The 17,756-nt window shown below is 48.3% G+C and carries 15 protein-coding genes; 6 read left to right on the forward strand and 9 right to left on the reverse strand.

What is annotated here, in order from left to right; genetic code table 11:
- The first annotated feature begins 158 nt into the window (after positions 1-158).
- Positions 159-2,216, forward strand: a complete 2,058-nt coding sequence (locus tag NDA01_RS03950; RefSeq protein WP_348226967.1) for a GAF domain-containing sensor histidine kinase — start codon at positions 159-161, stop codon at positions 2,214-2,216.
- 17 nt (positions 2,217-2,233) lie between these two features.
- On the opposite strand, the gene NDA01_RS03955 is transcribed toward NDA01_RS03950, so the two are convergent.
- Positions 2,234-2,785 (reverse strand): hypothetical protein, encoded by a 552-nt coding sequence (locus NDA01_RS03955; RefSeq protein ID WP_348226968.1) that lies wholly within the window; start codon positions 2,783-2,785, stop codon positions 2,234-2,236.
- A gap of 641 nt (positions 2,786-3,426) precedes the next feature.
- On the opposite strand from NDA01_RS03955, the gene NDA01_RS03960 reads away from it, so the two are divergent.
- Both NDA01_RS03960 and NDA01_RS03965 read left to right on the forward strand, forming a co-directional pair.
- A complete protein-coding gene (locus NDA01_RS03960) occupies positions 3,427-4,458 on the forward strand; it encodes a permease (protein ID WP_190556017.1) in 1,032 nt (343 codons plus the stop codon).
- Complete coding sequence (locus NDA01_RS03965) at positions 4,448-5,254, forward strand: TIGR03943 family putative permease subunit (RefSeq protein WP_348226969.1); 807 nt, start codon at positions 4,448-4,450, stop codon at positions 5,252-5,254. The genes NDA01_RS03960 and NDA01_RS03965 overlap by 11 nt, the downstream gene beginning before the upstream one ends.
- A gap of 34 nt (positions 5,255-5,288) precedes the next feature.
- Here NDA01_RS03965 and NDA01_RS03970 read toward each other — a convergent pair whose 3' ends face one another.
- Positions 5,289-5,873, reverse strand: coding sequence for a prolyl hydroxylase family protein (locus NDA01_RS03970; protein WP_348226970.1), 585 nt, complete (start codon positions 5,871-5,873; stop codon positions 5,289-5,291).
- Between the two features lie 52 nt (positions 5,874-5,925).
- Between NDA01_RS03970 and NDA01_RS03975 the strand changes: the two genes are divergently transcribed.
- The 3 genes from NDA01_RS03975 to NDA01_RS03985 all read left to right on the forward strand — a co-directional run bounded on the left by NDA01_RS03975 (position 5,926) and on the right by NDA01_RS03985 (position 11,571).
- On the forward strand, positions 5,926-7,437 hold the full coding sequence (locus NDA01_RS03975) for an Ig-like domain-containing protein (RefSeq protein WP_348226971.1): 1,512 nt from the start codon (positions 5,926-5,928) through the stop codon (positions 7,435-7,437).
- A gap of 68 nt (positions 7,438-7,505) precedes the next feature.
- Positions 7,506-9,242 carry a pentapeptide repeat-containing protein gene (locus NDA01_RS03980; RefSeq protein WP_348226972.1) on the forward strand — a complete coding sequence of 579 codons (1,737 nt, stop codon included), beginning with the start codon at positions 7,506-7,508 and terminating at the stop codon, positions 9,240-9,242.
- A gap of 457 nt (positions 9,243-9,699) precedes the next feature.
- Positions 9,700-11,571 carry an iron uptake porin gene (locus tag NDA01_RS03985; protein ID WP_348226973.1) on the forward strand — a complete coding sequence of 624 codons (1,872 nt, stop codon included), beginning with the start codon at positions 9,700-9,702 and terminating at the stop codon, positions 11,569-11,571.
- Positions 11,572-11,678: 107 nt separating this feature from the next.
- Here NDA01_RS03985 and NDA01_RS03990 read toward each other — a convergent pair whose 3' ends face one another.
- From NDA01_RS03990 to NDA01_RS04020, 7 genes are all read right to left on the reverse strand, one after another.
- Positions 11,679-12,224, reverse strand: coding sequence for a tetratricopeptide repeat protein (locus NDA01_RS03990; RefSeq protein WP_348226974.1), 546 nt, complete (start codon positions 12,222-12,224; stop codon positions 11,679-11,681).
- A 54-nt stretch (positions 12,225-12,278) separates the two neighbouring features.
- The gene (locus NDA01_RS03995) at positions 12,279-13,118 is read right to left on the reverse strand and encodes a transporter substrate-binding domain-containing protein (protein WP_431193311.1); all 840 of its coding nucleotides are present in this window, start codon (positions 13,116-13,118) and stop codon (positions 12,279-12,281) included.
- Positions 13,119-13,147: 29 nt separating this feature from the next.
- Entirely contained in the window at positions 13,148-13,507 is a 360-nt protein-coding gene (gene rplT / locus NDA01_RS04000; RefSeq protein WP_190431669.1) for a 50S ribosomal protein L20, read from the reverse strand.
- Between the two features lie 22 nt (positions 13,508-13,529).
- Positions 13,530-13,727: a 50S ribosomal protein L35 gene (gene rpmI, locus NDA01_RS04005; RefSeq protein WP_190431667.1), complete on the reverse strand. Its 198-nt coding sequence runs from the start codon at positions 13,725-13,727 to the stop codon at positions 13,530-13,532.
- A gap of 86 nt (positions 13,728-13,813) precedes the next feature.
- On the reverse strand, positions 13,814-14,344 hold the full coding sequence (pgsA, locus tag NDA01_RS04010; RefSeq protein WP_190556031.1) for a CDP-diacylglycerol--glycerol-3-phosphate 3-phosphatidyltransferase: 531 nt from the start codon (positions 14,342-14,344) through the stop codon (positions 13,814-13,816).
- A gap of 143 nt (positions 14,345-14,487) precedes the next feature.
- Positions 14,488-15,171, reverse strand: a complete 684-nt coding sequence (locus NDA01_RS04015) for a sugar transferase (protein WP_190556033.1) — start codon at positions 15,169-15,171, stop codon at positions 14,488-14,490.
- A gap of 436 nt (positions 15,172-15,607) precedes the next feature.
- Positions 15,608-17,728, reverse strand: coding sequence for a hypothetical protein (locus tag NDA01_RS04020; protein ID WP_348226975.1), 2,121 nt, complete (start codon positions 17,726-17,728; stop codon positions 15,608-15,610).
- Between the last annotated feature and the right edge of the window lie 28 nt (positions 17,729-17,756).

Raw genomic sequence — 17,756 nt, forward strand, 5'->3', positions numbered from 1 at the left:
TAATTTTAATAATTTGAGCAACCAATACGCTATTTCAGCGTCTATTGCTTTGTTTAGAAGAACTAGTAAAACATTTAATTCCTTAAAAGCCTGCTTTTAGTCAAATTTATTCATTCGTTATTTACAAGACCTAAAGCCGCAAAAGCAGTTGAGAATTTATGTCCTCTGAAGTCAATAGCTCTCCTCTTCATTCACATTGTCAAGCATTTTCTCTGGAGAATAATGGGACACATCCGGCTGAAGGTGAGCTATTGGAGCTAGAACTATATAAACGTCAGCGCCATCAAAACTTAACGCAACAACTACAGCAGCAAGTTCAACTCTCTAAGCTGATTAATCAAATTAGTAATGAAATTCGCAGCACTTTAGATTTAGAAGAAATCTTAAATTCTGCTTGTCGTTTACTAGGCCAAGCCCTGAAATGTAGCAGAGCTAGTATTTTAGTTGTGGAGCCAAATGAGGAAGATAGTCTGACAACGATGGGAGAGTATAACCAAGGCGACTATCCCTCTCAACTCGGCAGCAAAGTCCCCTTCAGAGATAATCCTCACTTACAGGCCTTGATTGCCCAGCCTAGAGCCTTAGCAGTCACTCGCTTTTTAGAGTTTCCGGGCTTAACCGAGCAAATTAGGGAAGTGGCTCAGGGCTTACAAATTCGCTCCATGATGGCTTTGGCAACTCGTTACCAAGGCAAGGTCAACGGCATTATTGGGCTGCATCAGTGCGATCGCGAACGGGAATGGACACCTTGGGAAATGGAACTGCTAGAGGGCGTTGGCAGTCAGTTGGCGATCGCCATCAATCAAGCGTGGCTATATAGTGAAACCCGGCGACAGGTTGAGCAGGAATCTCTCCTGCGCTTAGTCACGAATCAAATTCGCAGCACTTTGGACTTACAGACCATCTTGCAGACAGTAGTGCGAGAAGTGCGGCACTTACTCGACACCGATCGGGTGGTAATCTACCAGTTTTTGGATGCCAACTGGCAAGGCGAAGTCGTTGTAGAGGAAGTCATTAGCCCTTGGATATCGGCATTGGGCCAACTGAGCCAAGACAACTGCTTCTCAGCCAAGTATGCCCAGCAATATCAGGGAGGCCGCGTTCGTGCTATCCACAACATTTTTCAAGCTGGTTTAGACCCTTGCCATGTCAGATTTTTGGAGCGATTACAGGTCAAGGCCAATTTGATTGTTCCCATTGTTATTCGCTCAAAGTTATGGGGGCTCTTAATTGCGCAGGAATGTGGCGCACCTAGGGTTTGGCAAGCTTGGGAAACCGAATTATTACAGAAATTAGCCGACCAAGTCGCGATCGCGATTCAGCAAGCTCAACTGTATACTCAAGTACAAACAGCCGCAGCTCAGTCGCAAGCTCAGGCTGAGACGCTCAAAGCGACGTTAGAAGAACTGCAAACCACACAAATGCAGTTGCTTCAGAGTGAAAAGCTATCTAGCTTGGGACAAATGGTGGCGGGAGTTGCTCATGAAATTAACAACGCCATCACTTTTATTCATGCCAATCTGCCCTATGCCCAACGCTATACTACTGCCTTAAATCAAGCGATCGCCCTTTACGAAGACTGTTGCCCCAATCCTCCAGAAGCGATCGCAGAGTTAATTGCTGAGCAAGAGCTTGGCTATGTGCGGGAGGACTTCCCCAAGCTCATTAGTTCTATGGAGGAAGGTACCAAGCGCATTCGAGAGATTGTTTTAACTCTGCGTAATTTTTCCAGATTAGATGAAGCAGAGCGTAAGTCTGTTGACCTGCATGAAGGCATTGAAAGCACTCTGCTAATCTTGCAGCATCGGGTTAAAACAGGCGTCAAAATTGACAAGCTCTATGGCGAGCTTCCCTCGGTAGAGTGCCATGCAGGACAAATTAATCAGGTCTTTCTCAATCTCTTGGCCAATGCTTTAGATGCCGCTGGGGAAAAAGCAAATATCACCATTCAGACTTGGCATGAAGGCGATCGCGTGGTTGTCTCAATTCGAGATGACGGACCAGGAATTCCTCTAGAGTTACAGGAGCGCATCTTTGACCCCTTCTTCACGACTAAAGAAGTGGGTAAAGGAACAGGATTAGGACTATCAATTTGCTATCAAATTGTGGTTAAAGGGCACAAGGGCCGTCTGCAATGTTGCAGTCAACCTGGAGCGGGTGCCGAATTTCGAATAGTATTACCTGTTTCTGCTTGCCAGCCTACGGCTACTGACTAGCCTTAACTACCTTGGAGTTAAAGCTGGCTAAAGAAAAAATTGTCCAACGTGAAAGGGGCATCAGATTCAAACAGGATGCTCGCAATTCCTGAGGTTTTTAATTGCAGCGGCTGTTGGGGGAGGGGCGCTAGTTCCGCTTGGCCATCGGCCCACAAGTATCGGTAAGAGCCAATACTCACACGCTCCAAGACGACACCGTTACTATCTAGAGCCGTAAGGGTAACTGGGCGAGTGCCGCTGACCAAAGCTTGCATGATTGCGACAGGTCGGCAAAACTGAGCCTGAATGCCAGCTTGAAACGTGGAAGGCATCAAAACTAAGCAGCCTGAACTGGGTACAAAGATCGGATTAGAGGGCCGAATCGCGATCGCACCCCAAAACTGCACTCCTAAAGTAGAATACTGATTTTCTACCCGCTCAAACTCCACTAAATCTTCAAAATCAAGTTGCGTTGGTCCTAATCTTAAAGGGGTAACTTCAGCAGCGATAGCCCGAACTAAATGATGTCTGCTTGTAGGTGGTGCAAGGGGCTGAGACAACTCGGTGTGTGACTTCAGGAAGGAGAACATAAGTATTTTAAATTTTTGATGCACTACCTGGGCTCTACAGTTAACTTACGGAGAATTCCGTAAGCAGGCTAGGCAAGCTGTGTCAGTTCCTTGATTGGTCTGACAAAGACACGCTTTCCGTGACGGCTCAACGGTAGCAAGGTAGTTTTGGAATTAGTTAGATCGCTACTGGAATGGCTTGATTCAATAAATATTCAACTTAACCAAGTTAAATTCGTTACCCTAATACACCCTGAAAATAAGTATTATTTCTGATCAAAATTCAAGTAGCTATTTCTCTGACTTATTACTACCACATGCTTCTTACTAGCTTTTCTTTTTTCATAAACTTTGACAATCTTTCACAAGTGGTAAAGTAGCTACTTCGGTCTTACTTAGGACATAGCTTTTGGCAATCGTTAGCGGCACCGGATCTAAGCAAGACATTTTTGTGCTTACTTCTCTTACTATTCCCAGCCTGCTGCCTTTTCCAGTGTGACAATTGACAGATTGTCTAAATGGCTGCTTTAAAGCTCGTTTCTTCCCGATCCTCTTTTAGCACCTGTGCATTTACTGATCGTGAGATACTCAACTCAATTCCCAAACGATTCCGATAAAATGACTGGGATCACGCTCTTCAATCTGAGGAGTGAACGAGGCGCATGGATCTAAACCAATTGAACAGTGCTTTTACGCTGTTCTTAAGCTTGTTAGTCGAGGCGATTCCCTTCTTGATATTGGGAGTACTATTCTCTGGCTTGCTGTTGTTCTTTGTAGATGAGCGCAAACTGATCAAGGTTTTGCCTAAAAATCCTCTATTGGGAGCTTTTGCAGGCAGTTGTGTAGGTTTCTTGTTTCCAGTTTGCGAGTGCGGCAACGTCCCAGTCGCTCGGCGCTTACTCATGCAGGGCGCTCCTGCCCCCGTGGCGATCGGTTTTTTGCTCGCAGCTCCGACGATTAACCCCATCGTGTTTTGGTCAACTTGGATTGCTTTTCGCGACCAACCAGAGATTGTGTTTTTGCGAGTAGGTCTATCCTTGGCGATCGCGACCATCATTGGCTGGGTCTTTAGCGCTCAAGCCGATCTGCGACCTTTATTACAGCCTGCGGTAGCCAGGGCTATGCCAGTGCCGCGCGAGCCCAAAGAAAGCCAGGCGGAGAGTGGGGTTTCGCCTTTGTTACAATCCGGGACTTTTCTGTTGGGTCAAATTGGTCAACCGATTCGCATGGACACCACCGAATTGCAGGCATCAATGGTCGCAGCAGCCACCATGCGTAAGCCTCTACCAGATCGCTTGTATTTGTTGTTGGAAAATACGGTGCAAGAATTGCGGGAGTTAGGCGGAGTCTTAATTCTAGGCAGTGCGATCGCAGCTCTTATCCAAGTGTTTGTGCCGCGAGAGGTGGTCTTGGGATTAGGCCAAGGGCCAGTCACCTCAATTATTGCCATGATGCTGATGGCAGGTTTGGTCTCCATTTGCTCTACGGTGGATTCGTTCTTCGCTCTGTCCTTTGCTTCTGCATTTACTAGTGGCTCTTTGCTAGCCTTTCTGGTTTTTGGACCCATGATTGACCTGAAAGGTCTGGGTCTGATGCTATCTATTTTTCAGGCTAGAGCTGTCATTTACCTCTTTGCTTTGGCCGCGCAGTTAACCTTTTTGTTTACCCTCTTCATTAACTTGCATGTCAGTTGAGTCTACTTCTGGCCGCCGTCCCCGCAGTGGTGAGCAACGTCGCCGCTTGTTTTTACCCTGGCTCGACGTAGTAGCGATTAGTGCTTGGGGCATTTTGCTGCTCAAGTACTGGCTCACCGGAAAACTCAGTCTGCTAATTCATCCCAACTACACTTGGCTAGCGATCGCTGGTGGCATTGGTTTGCTGTTGATTGGCGGCGGCAAAGCCCTGACGCTCTTACCCCAATCATTTCAGCGGCGCAATGCAGCGATTCCAGTCCAAACCACTCAGCACCTGTCGCTCTTTCCACCGGGTTGGAGTAGTACCTTGTTGCTGTTCACCGCTATCCTGGGTTTTGTCGTCACACCCCGCGCTTTCGCCAGCCAGACCGCTATCCAACGCGGAGTTGGGGATGCAATTACTTTAACCAGGGCTCAACCTCAAGCTTTTCGAGCCTCTAGTAACTCCGAATCGCGATCGCTGATTGAGTGGGTGCGCACGCTCAACGTGTATCCGGAACCAGATGCTTACACAGGCCAAAAGGTGAAAGTCCAAGGCTTTGTCATCCATGCACCGGAACTGCCAGAGCAGTATTTTCTGCTGTCTCGCTTTGTCATCACCTGCTGTGCCGCCGATGCGTATCCAGTCAGTTTGCCAGTGAAGCTAAAAGAAAGCCGCAAAGATTACCCAGTGGACACCTGGCTAGAAATCGAAGGGCAGATGATCACAGAAGATCTCGCTGGAAAGCGTCAACTGACGATTCAGCCTAAATCGATTAAGAAAATCCCAGAACCTAAGAATCCGTACGACTACTAAACAAAAATCCGTACAAGCTGTATTCCAGCCTGAGTTAGTGGAATAGCCAAGTTGTGAAGGAATATTTTTCTCCTTGTGTGACTGGCAAAGACTGATGGGGATGCGTGTAGTAAGACGGGAATACCAAAACGTTGCCAGTTTCGGGCTTTACTTTTAAGTTTTGGCGATCGAAAAACGTTTCTCCCCCTTCAAAGTCCTCATTGAGATAGCCCACAATACTGATATCGCGAGTTGGCACGCCTTGAGCTACTTCCTCAAAGCGATCGCTCAGCAATAAGTTATCGACATGGCGCTTGTAGTACTGACCCGGTTGATAGCGCAAAATTGAGCAAGCTTCTGCGTGAGGGAAGGCAACATCATAATGTTGCAGTAATAGTTGTTGAACTACAGCGATTCGAGCCAGCAAAAGTTGATGAGTAGAGTGCAACAACGAATCAGGGCTATCTAGGGGCAGCAGATCATTACTGCGAATCTGGGCATTCACCGTTGCCACTTCGATTCCTGCCGCTTGAAACTGATGGCAGGTCACCACCTCTAAAATGTGTTTGCAGATGCTGGCATCCAGCAAGCCCCGGACCACAAAGATGTCGGCTCCTAAGGGTGTTAAAGTGTAATCCACGAATCTCTATCCCGCAATCGACGCGATCGCTACATTTTAGCAACGAGCTTTTATGCAGAAGGCGAACTCCACCGCACCTTTAAAGCCATTTCCCCAACCTTTCGACCGCGTGGCGATCGCGCTGATGCTCGTGCTGGCGGTCCTGATCGGCTTACTCCTGTGGAGTGGCGATCGCTCCGCTCCCAAAATTCGGGAGTTTAACTGGCAAAACAAGCAAATTGGGGCAGAGGATACAGCTTTTATTCTCACCTTCAGCCGCCCCATGGAGCAGGCCAGTGTAGAAAAGAACTTGAAACTAGAGCCACCGCTGCCTGGCAAAATTAGTTGGGCAGGTCGCCGCATGGCCTACACCTTAACCATGCCCGCCCCCTACGGCACCAAGTACCAAGTTCAGTTGCAGGATGCTCAAGACCGTTTTACCGCAGAAGGTACAAATCGAGCGTCAATTCAACCATTTTTAGGCCAGTTTCGGACTCGCGATCGCGCCTTTGCTTACATCGGCGTGGAAGGAGAAGAGGAAGGACGGTTGATTCTCTACAACCTATCGCAACAGCAAAAGCGAGTCCTGACCTCGAAAAATCTGGTAGTGATGGACTTCAAAGCTTATCCAGAAGGCGATCGGATTTTATTTGCAGCGACTGAGCGGCAGGCAAATCGTCAAGGAACCCTCGATCAAAAACTGTATACCGTCACGACGGGGATGCATTTCGCCTCTCCTGGTAAACCGATCCGAGAACCCGCCAAGGCAGGTCAGCTCCAGCTTGTTCTCGACAGCAAGGAGTACCAGAACCTTAAGTTTGACCTCTCCCCAGACGGCCAAACCATCGTGATTCAGCGAGTCAACCAACGTAATCCTGGTGACTTTGGGCTTTGGCTTCTCAAGGAAGGAGCAGCCCCTCAACCGCTCAAAACTCAGCCCGGCGGCGATTTCTTAATCACACCGGATAGTAGTGCTTTAGCTTTTGCGCAAGGACAAGGATTAGCAATTCTGCCGTTACAACCTCAAGCCGATCCTTTAGATTTTCTACCCAAATTCGGCATGGTCCTGAGCTTTACTCAGGACGGTTCGGCGGCGGCAATGGTGAAATTCAACACTAACTACACCAAATCACTCTTTTTAGTCACTAACCAAGGCATTCAAAAAGAGGTGCTAAAAACTGAAGGATCTATTTTGAGCGCTCAGTTTGATCCCACCAAGCAAGTCCTCTACAGCCTGATTACGGAACTAATCCCAGGTAACGAATACCGAGAACGGCCTTTTTTGGTGGCGATCAACCTAAAAACTGCTGAGGCAAAACCCTTGTTGCGATTGCCCGATGACCAACGAGACATCCAAATGAACTTATCTCCTGATGGCTTGGGCTTCCTATTCGACCAAACCATTGCAGCCGCTAAGGAAACCAACGCTGAAACCAATTCTCTCCGTACTGATGACGGCAAAGCGATCGCGACGAGTCGGCTCTGGCTACTGCCTGTCACCCCTCCTAGTCCAACTGAAGCTCCAGCGCAAATGCAACCGGAACAACTCCCCCTTGCTGGACTTCACCCCCGTTGGCTGCCATAACTAAACATGGCATTAGTTTGGCCTCGCTTCCTAATCTGTAATGATGGAGTGAAAGTCAGCGCAGGTACATGCAAGTACAGGAGCTCATCAGTCGATATCAACAAGGAGAGCGTGACTTCGCCCACGTTGACCTTAGTGGTGCCACGCTGAGTGGTATTAACCTCCAAGACGTAGATTTAACTGGAGCCAATCTTGCAGGCGCAAACCTGAGTTGGGCCTTGTTAAGCCGAGCAAATCTGACTGGAGCTTGTTTACGACGTGCAGACCTCAGGAGTGCTGGCCTAAGCAGCAGCACCTTAACTGAGGCAGTTTTGAGCGGAGCTAACCTAAGCAAGGTTGACTTACGGCTGGCCCAGCTTCAAGCCGCTGATCTGAATTGGGCAACCTTGCAAGAAGGTGATTTGAGCGGGGCTGATCTGAGTCGGGCCAAGCTCGATCAAATTAATCTTGAAAAAGCTAAATTAAATGGCACTCAGTTTGTGGCAGCCGAATTAATGGAAGCCAACCTGCGGCGAGCTAGCTTAATTAGTGCCAACCTCAGCCAAGCCAATCTCCGAGAAGCCCATTTAGAGGAAGCCAATCTGCGGGAGGCTAAACTAGTTGGCACCAACTTAATTGAAGCTAACCTGAGTGGTGCTTGTTTGCGGCAGGCAGATTTGAGTCAGGCAGATATGCACCGCGTTACCCTCGTTGGCGCTGACTTGAGCGAAGCGGTACTGAATAGTGCGGATCTCAGTCGGGCCAACCTCAGTGGTGCTTATCTCCTCAAAACCAGTTGCAAGAAAACCTATTTACTGCGAGCGAGCTTACAAGATGTCTATCTTTTACAAGCTGATTTAACCGAGGCAAACTTACGAGGTGCTGACCTGCGTCGTGCTGATCTCAGTGGAGCCTACTTAAATGAAGCGACTCTGAGTGAAGCAGACTTAAGCGATGCTTACCTACTAGAGAGCCATCTAATTCGGGCTAACTTAGACGGAGCTCAACTCACAGGATGCTGCATCTATAACTGGCACATTGCAGAGTCAGATCTAGCCAAGGCGGAATGCCGCTACATTTTCACTCAGTTTAACTACACCACCAAAAGCCCAACCGAGCGTTATCCTGCCAACCGCGACTTTGAACCCGGAGAGTTGGCTCGTCAGTATCAAGGTGGCGATGCCATTGTCGAAGTGGTTTGGCAGGAACTACCGCATTGGGAAGCCTTAGTTTTCACCCTGGCTCAGGTAGAACTAGAGTGCCTTGATTTGCGCTTAACGATTCAGTCCTACGACTTAACAGACAACGGCTATTTACTGAAGCTCACAACCGATCGCTCGGTAAACGGCAAAATTTTAGCTCAACGAATTTTGCAACTTTATCCTGAGCTTTTGCCACGTGTACTGTCTCGGCGCTCGGAAATTTTAGGGTTGTTAGGTATAACTGCTCGATCTAGCAATTTAGAGGCTGCCGTCATCACCCCTCAGCCTCAAGCACAGCCACCCACAGTTGCCGCAACGGACAAAGACAAACGATTACGGCTCTACCAAGAGGTGGTGCGCCAGATTCAGCATATTTTAGTTTCACAGGCTCCCAGTCAGTTCGTGGGCAGTGTCGAGCACCTGTTGGATTACCTCAGGCATCAAGGCATTTCTACAGAAGAAATTCAAAAGAAACTGATTAGTCAGGTCATTGTCAAGCGGGCTCAGCAAGATAAAGCTTTTCTAGAGCACTTAAAGCACTGGGAACAAACAGCTAACGAATCAGCCCGATTGTCATCCGTAGGAGAAGCGGTACGGTTGGCGATCGCCTTGCTTTGGACCTAACGCCATCCAATTATTGCTTGCACAAATAAAATTTGTCTTAAATTTGACTTAGTTTAAGCATCCTTTTTTGTCAAGATTGCCTGACTGTCAACATCATGACTGATAATTACTAAGAGATAGAAAAAGACTTAGGGTGCTAAAAGCAACAGAGGGTTGCAGATTGTTCAATCTATATCAACCCAAACTGAGCTTGTGCCGTTTTAGCTCAGTTTTTTCAAAGAAGTGTTTGCGGATTATCTCATCTCTGTTTAATGTTTGATTCTTTTTGCGAGATGGGAATGCTCCAAATGGTTAGTGATCAACTTCCTGAAAAACTGAGTCGTCACTGAGTGCAGCCTTTTGATTATTGGCTCTAGCGGCAAAAAATTTATGCAGAGGTGTGTCTAAGTCTCTACCGGCAATAACGATGAAGTATAGAGCTTGGTCACTTATGGTGTTCGAAGGAGTGAATAAAACAATGAAATCCCCAGTGGGCTTAGAAAAGAACGTCTCTTTAGCCCTGTTGTGTACAGTTTTAGGCTTATTTACAGCAAATGTCTCTCCAGCTGTAGCCGCCACTAACGATAGTACAGATGCGGCTGCCAATCGCTTATCGGCTCTTGAGGTCTTGGCTCCTGAGGCGTCTGTCAAGGAGAGTGAGCCTAGCGATCGCACCACTCAAATAACTGCTTTAGCAGCTGATGCAGCCACTACGACCTCCGCCACCCCAGCGATCGCAAACGCGACCCTGCAAGCTCAAGCTTTGAGCCCGTCTGACGACAGCCAAGGCATGATTGATGTTGCCACTCTAGACTTAGAAAACCCAGAAGCTGTCAGTGATGGCATGGCTCAAGTTACTTCGGTTTCCCAACTCTCTGATGTGCAACCAACAGATTGGGCCTTTCAATCGCTACAGTCTTTAGTAGAACGGTATGGCTGTATCGCGGGTTATCCAGATGGCACCTACCGAGGCAACAGAGCGTTAACTCGCTATGAATTCGCGGCTGGGGTTAATTCGTGCCTAGACCGAATCAATGAGTTGATTCAGGCGGGCACTGATGAGCTGGTGCAGAAAGAAGACTTAGCAACATTACAACGGTTGCAGGAAGAATTCTCTGCTGAACTCGCTACCATCAGAGGCCGAGTCGATTCGCTAGAAGCTCGCACGGCTGAACTGGAAGCGAATCAGTTTTCCACCACAACCAAGTTGTTTGGCCAAGCTATCTTTGGCATCCAAGGCCGTACTGACAATACTGCTGACTTTTTCCCAGTCGATGGCGTTAAAGATACAGAAGACCCAGCAACAAACATTAATTTCATCAACAACGTTCAGCTGAGCTTGTTCACACAACTGAGCAATCGCAGCATCTTGCTAACTGGGCTAGCCGCTGGCAATGGCAGCACAGCTCCCCGCCTCAGCAACGATACTAGGCTGGGCTATGAGCTAGACAGCGATAACCAATTCCTCATCAGTGACTTGAGTTTTCGGCATTTAATTGGCAATAACCTTGCTGTGGTTGCAGGTCCTGTTGGCGTTAACGCAGTCAACGTTTTCCGCGGAGCTAACCGAGTTGAAAGTTCTGGTCAAGGCCCAATTTCGGCTTTTGCCCAGCGGAACCCCATCATTAGTGTTGGTAATGGCACCGGTGGTGCTGGCTTCGACTGGCAAGTCAGCCCTCGCATCAGCTTGCAGGGTGTTTATTCGGCTAGTGACCCTGCTGACCCTAATGACGCTGGCTTATTTGGCAGCCGCCGCAGCGCCACTACTGCTGGAGCTCAATTGACGGTTTCTCCCACGGATACGATTGACCTAGCGCTCCATTACCTCAACTCGTATAACCCTTCTGGATCTAATTTCGCCGGCAGTCTAGGCTTAGGAATTGGTGATGACCAAGTCACCATTGGCTCTGGTCTAAAAACGGATGCCTTTGGTGCCACTGTAGCTTGGCGCGCTACCCCAGGGATTACGGTAGGCGGTTGGGGTGGCTTTACTAATTCGCGGATTCCTAATCGCGATGGCAATGTGGAGACCACCAACTGGATGGCGTTCCTCAACTTCCCCGACTTGTTCGGCGAAGGCAACTTGGGCGGAATTTATGTAGGCCAGCCACCTAAAATTACCGAAAGCGACTTACCAGCAGGTCAGAACATTCCTAACTTGCTAGCAGGCGGAGCAGGAACTGAAGGGGATCAACCCGGTACAACAACGCACTTAGAAGTGTTCTACCGTTATCGCGTCTCTGACAACATCACGATTACACCAGGTGTGATTGTGCTCTTCAACCCAGGTAATGCCCCTGAAAGCGACACAGTAGGAATTGGTGCCTTGCGAACCACATTCACCTTCTAGCCTCTAGCTTGTTCAAAAGCCTAGGCAAAAAGCGATCGCCCCAGCTAATCTTTCAAGCCAGGGCGATCGCTTTGGTATTGCACGTCAGAGCAGCTCTTCGTCGATCTTTATTTTTCAGCACTTGCTGTGGTTGAAACCAAGCGCTTCTTCAGAGACTCAGCTCGACGCTTAGCTGTTAAGCTTTGGGGGTCCAGCTTGAGGGCTTCTTCATAGGATTCGAGAGCTTGAGTCATAAGCTGCTTGCGCTCATAAGCGTGCCCAATATTATTGAGAGCTGTCACATAATTAGGGCTTAGTTTTAGAGCTTCTTTGTAATGACGAATGGACAAGTCATACTGCTCCTGAGCAAAGTAGGCATAACCGAGCGCGTTGTAGATTAGCGCTGTGTTTTCCTCTCCCTCTAAATCGGGTGATTTAAGGGCTTTTTGCAATTGTATGACTGCCTGAGAAAACAAATTTTTCTCTAAATAGATACTGCCAAGTTCATAGTATTCTTCGGCTGTACCTTTTTCTTTATTCAACTTATTCTGCAAGCGCGAAATCGAAGTTTCAATCTTGCGAGTTTTCAGCACTTGGCGAAGAATCGCCCAGCCTGCGCTTGCCAACAAAGTTAGCAAGATTGACAAATAGACGATGGGAAGCAAGCTATCCATATTTGTTATGCGTGAGCACCGCTAAGCAATCTGGTTTAAATAGAATTCACCTGATTAGGGACGCAACATCTCTGTAGGTTTCGTATCCCTATCCTTCAATAAGTTAGCCCACGGCAGACCCCAATAGACGGCTCGTTGTTGTAGCCAACCATCAGAATGCCAACGCGCGATCGCACTATTCACTTGACGTCGCAAGTCGTCGTACTGCACGCCTTTAGGCAGGACCACACACAAAGGCTCCGCAGATAACAAAGTCGGCAGCAGATGATATTGAGGATATTTCTGCACCCACCCGGTCAAAACACTGACATCCGCCGCAAAAGCAACGACTTTACCTGACTCTAGGAGGGAGTATGCCGCTGCGTAGGAGTCTACCCCTACCAATTTAGCGCCAGGAACCAGATAGCGCACTGTGGCGATCGTGCTAGAACCATTCAGCGCGGCCACTGGACGCTGGTTTAAATCAGCTAGTCGCTTGACTGTTGCCGCTTTAGTTACTAAAGCAGTGCCATCTAGATAATAGGGAAGACTAAAGCTCACTAAACGGGATCGGGGCTCAGTTGCAGTCACTCTCGCGATCGCGAAGTCTGCTCGACCTGCCAAAACAGATGGAAGGCGCTCTTGGTTAGCAACAGGCTGAAGTTGGATGGCATCTGCCTGACCTAGCAGTTCTTGAGCTAAGCGGCGAGCCACGTCAATTTCAAATCCTTGTAACTGCTGCGCTGAATTTTTGAACGCTAGCGGATATAGGTTTTCTTTAACAGCAACAATCAGGTAGCCCCGTTGTTGAATCGACTTCAACGTTTCAGCACTACCTGATTGACCTGCTAAACTCAGCCCAATTACCAAACAAAGACTAGATACTTTGCTGAAGAAATTCAGCGGCTCAAACACCTTTGATGCTGCCTTACCTAGTTTTTCACTTAGGCTGACTTTGCTTGACTCGCCAATTCTAGAACTCTACCGAAGCCCGCCGGATCTAGAACCGCCAGTTGTGCCAACATTTTACGGTTGAGTTGAATGTCAGCTTTTTTGAGGTTGCCAATTAACTGACTGTAGCTCATGCCATGCTGACGGGATGCTGCGTTAATGCGAGCAATCCACAGGCGACGAAAGTCTCTCTTCCGTTTACGGCGATCGCGGTAGGCGTTCCGCAATGCCTTCATCACTTGTTGGTTAGCGGTACGGAAGAGGCGAGAGTGAGACCCCCGAAAACCCTTCGCTAGCTTTAGAATCTTTTTGCGGCGCTTACGAGCGACATTGCCGCGTTTTACTCGTGTCATTGATTTATTGTCCTAGTAACTTTTATAGATAAGGAAGCATCAACCGCACGTTTTCTTCGTCTCTTTCATGCACAACCGCTACATGGGAGAGCTGGTTTCTGCGCTTAGCGCTTTTGTGCTCTAGCAAGTGGTTCTTGAAAGCTTTACGGCGCAGGATTTTACCGCTGCCGCTGGCTCTAAAACGCTTAGCAGCAGCCTTACGAGTCTTCAGTTTTGGCATGGACTGGCTTTAATTCGACACGGTCTCCAATTTTATCGCTAGTTGTGTCTTGATAGCAAGCGATGGTGAAGAATTGCTGCCTGTCATCAAGAAACAGATTGAGACTGCTGGGGCCACAAATAGATTGCACCCGAGACCCAAGTGAGGCCGACCGCAACCCAAAATGCTATCAGACTAGGCGTACTCCAGATAGCAGGCAAAGGTGCAATTAAAAGGGCGATCGCTAAAATTTGACTCACTGTTTTGAGCTTGCCCCAGATATTAGCTCCTGTAATGGTGCCGCCTGTCATGGATGGGTTTACCCGCCAGCCTGCGATCGCCAGCTCTCGTCCCAGAATCAAAAACACTCCCCAAGCAGGCACTTGACCTAGCTCAATTAAAGACAGCAACGGCGCTAGCACTAGCAGTTTATCGACTAGGGGATCAAGAAACTTGCCTAAATCTGTGACTTGATTGAGCTTACGGGCTAAATAACCATCTAACCAATCTGTTCCTGCGGCAATGAGGAAGATGGCTACACAAAACCAGCGAGCTTCTGGAGTAGGCTCGTGCAGACCGTAAAGCAGCAAAGGCACGCCTAGTAAACGAGATAGGGTAATCCAGGTAGGAACAGTCATAAAGTATAAAGTCGGTAATATGAGCCAAGCTATCTGCCATCGTACCGACTGATGTTCCTCGCTGGAGTGAATAAACGGGTTTAAGGTGAAGACGCCGCACAGCAGATCTTCACCTTATGTTATAGAAATGTTGAGGAATTAATCTAGCAAGCTCCGTCCTTATTAAGAACAACTCCAATCGTTTTAATGATCAGGTAGAGGTCGTAAGCAATAGACCAGCGGCGTTGGTAGCGGAGATCTAAGCTAATAATCTGTTCAAAATCTTTTACAGTGGACCGACCATGTACTTGCCACTCACCCGTCATACCAGGCTTCACATTGAGTCGTTGCCAGTGACGCTTGTTGTAGCGTTTGACTTCGTCTATGGTAGGCGGACGAGTTCCAACCAAGCTCATGTCTCCTATTAAGACATTCCAAAACTGGGGTAATTCATCTAAACTGGTTCGCCGCAGAAAGCGACCCACACGAGTCACGCGAGGATCGGCTTGGTTTTTGAAGATATGACCTTTAGCTTCATTGGTGACCAAATGCTTCAGTTGCTCCGCATTCGCCACCATGGAACGGAACTTCCAAATGCGAAAGGGATGACCTTGACAGCCGCAGCGCATCTGGCTGTAGAGAATAGGGCCTGGATTATCTAGCTGGATTGCGATCGCAACTGGAATAGCGATCACGGCAGTCATGACCAATCCTACTAATGCACCAAGAATATCTAGGAAGCGCTTGATTTTATGATTGACTGATGGGTGTACATCAGCAGCACAACCAAATTTGGTGAAACCACTGGTGGTGAAGTTAGTAGAAGAGAAATCAGAAGTTGTAATCACAGCTGATAGGTGAGTTGCTCTAAGGGTCCTCACTTGCAACTATACGAAGGCACCTTTACAAACCGAAAGGAAAACAAGGGAGGTTCGTCCAATCTTTGAACTTATGACTGGTTATATAAAATTCCGATGTGGTTGTTGCAGTAAAAAACTCAGTTAAAGTGCGACTCTGAAGAGTTCCAAGAACTTCACCTCGTGCTACCGCTGTGGTAATGCGGTGTACGAGTATGAAAGCCCCTGCTCCAGAGTAAGCGGCTTCAGCAAAAGCCCTGAAACAACATAGCTTGTATAGGAATACTGAAGGCCCTTATGCAAATCAACGGTTAAGCTCAACTGCACATAACAGCAAACACTGATAGCAAACAGGCCAGTATCAGCCTAAAGGAACCGGAAAGAGGCAGAGCATTTAGGCAGAGACCCTGTAGAAGCGATCGCCCGCCTATTCAACAGCCAAGCTCAAATTAACTGCAAATGGCTCTTCCAAAGTTTGTTTGGTATTGGCCATCACTTGAGACAGGTACTCTTGTAAACGCCGACATTGCTCTAGATTCGGGCGATAGACTTGATTACCCTCCTTCAAAAAGAGGGGAGCGGCAGTTAGAGCATGTCCGTCCAGATATTGTTTCGACGATTCTGTGAGGCAATTCCTATCTTGCTCCAAGGGCACTAGACCTGGTGGTAAATGCCCTTCCAGCAGCGCCAGAATATGTAGCTGACAAGAATGAGTGTTAATGCCTCGGCGCTCCAAAAGCTGCATAATTCCAGCGATCGAAACAGGCTGAGAGGGAAAAGCTCGTAATAACTCTAAAAGCAAGAAATAATCCCCATACTGCTGGCGAGGCAAGTCTAGCACTTGAGGATACAACGGCAGCGCTGCTAATCCGTAAGCAACACGGCTACAAGAAACCAAGCGATCGCCCAGAATAGCGGTTTTAGGTTCGGCGGCTCCAGAAGTTGTGACATCGTCAATGTCTTCTGAATAGGCAGTTTTATCGCCTATATTCAAGCTGCGATCGCCTTGGTAAGTATCTTGAATAATCGTGGCATTAGGCAACTTCTGGCGTAGCCAACGCGCGATCGCAGGCAAAGAAGCAGTGCCTCCAGTACAAATTGCCTGATTAATTGCTTGCATCGGCAGCCCTGTCTGGCTTAGCAAAACATTTAATTCTCGGTTCAGACGCTGGATAAAGGGGAGAAATACTTGGCTTTCTAATTGCCGTCGCATAATCATCCAACGCTGATCACCCAACTCAAACGTGAATTGCTCTTCGTGTTGCAAGATCAGCTTCAGATGCCTAGCGGCTTCCAACAACCCTTGGCCTAAGGGTGAGCTTTCTAAGCGTTGTTGTAGGCGATGACGAGTTTCCAGGTCGGGTTCGCCGGGAATTGGCAGTGGTATAGTATCTAACCCTAAGCTATCCCAAGATAGACCATCCAACGCTGAGGCTTCTGCCTGCCAGTGCCATTGAGTCTCTACGACATTGCTCCGGTTGGCTGTGCGAGATTGCCGAAACCACTGGGGATGCAGTAGTTGGCAAATAATATCTTGGTCAATCACATTGCCTGCATAGGGTAGGCTACGCAGACTGAAGTCACTATGGGTCAAGTCAGGGAGATGGTCGGGTAAATTCACCAGAACCATTTCACTGGTGGTTGCTCCTGCATTGATCACCAGGGTGCCACCTTTCCACTGAGAGCGGTTAGGATTACGCAGCTCCGACAAGACAGCGGCGATCGCATCTTCGACAAAGAAAATTTGCTCGGGGCGAGAGACTAATTTGGCTTCTAGAACTGCTTCTCGCAAATTAAAGTTATAGGTATCTGGCCAATTAGCTGGGTAGCCAAGAATTACCCCTTCTAACTGAGCCAAAGCGGACTTGAGAGCGGGGGCATCTAGACCATTGGCAGCACAGATGACATCGGAGTTGCTAGTAACTGGACTCAGGGTTTGCAACAATGATTGCAAGGCCTGCTGTAACCAACTGAGAGGAATTTGGCGGTAGTCAGACCATTGAATTACAGGTTCCCAGCTATCGGTGGCTGTAGCGTAATGGGGAATACCAACTTTCAGATACGGTTTAATGTTCTGGATGAATAACTCTGGTGTGAGCTCAGGCCCTCCTGGCAAGGCTAAGGTATCAACGGCTATGGCATCGCGATCGCGTAAAGCCAGCGCTATTGCTTGCGAACCCACCGCAACCCTAGTCTCCGACAATCCATGAGACGTCAATGGCTGAGCTGGCAAATAGACAGCGGTTGGCAGACGATAAGATTTAGTTTCGGCTTCAAGGCCTCCTCGCTCTCGCCAGTAAATCGGATGCAGCTTTTGACTAACGCGATCGAGCAAGACAGCCGAGAAACCAGTGGTACCGCAATCAATCCCCAAATACCAACTCTGCTTCACCCCTCCTACCGCTTCTGAGACTGAAGGCTGGGCTGGCAAAGTTTGATCGTCAGATCCGGTGGGCGGCTCAGCGACGGATGTCGTAGCAGATTGGACGGTTTCAGGGACAACTTCTGCTGCGGTATCAAAACCCGCAGGTTGAGATACTTGGTTCAACAGCTCATCTGAATAGTTGTGATCCTCC

Source organism: Trichocoleus desertorum AS-A10 (genome assembly GCF_039962155.1).
Lineage (GTDB): Bacteria > Cyanobacteriota > Cyanobacteriia > FACHB-46 > FACHB-46 > Trichocoleus.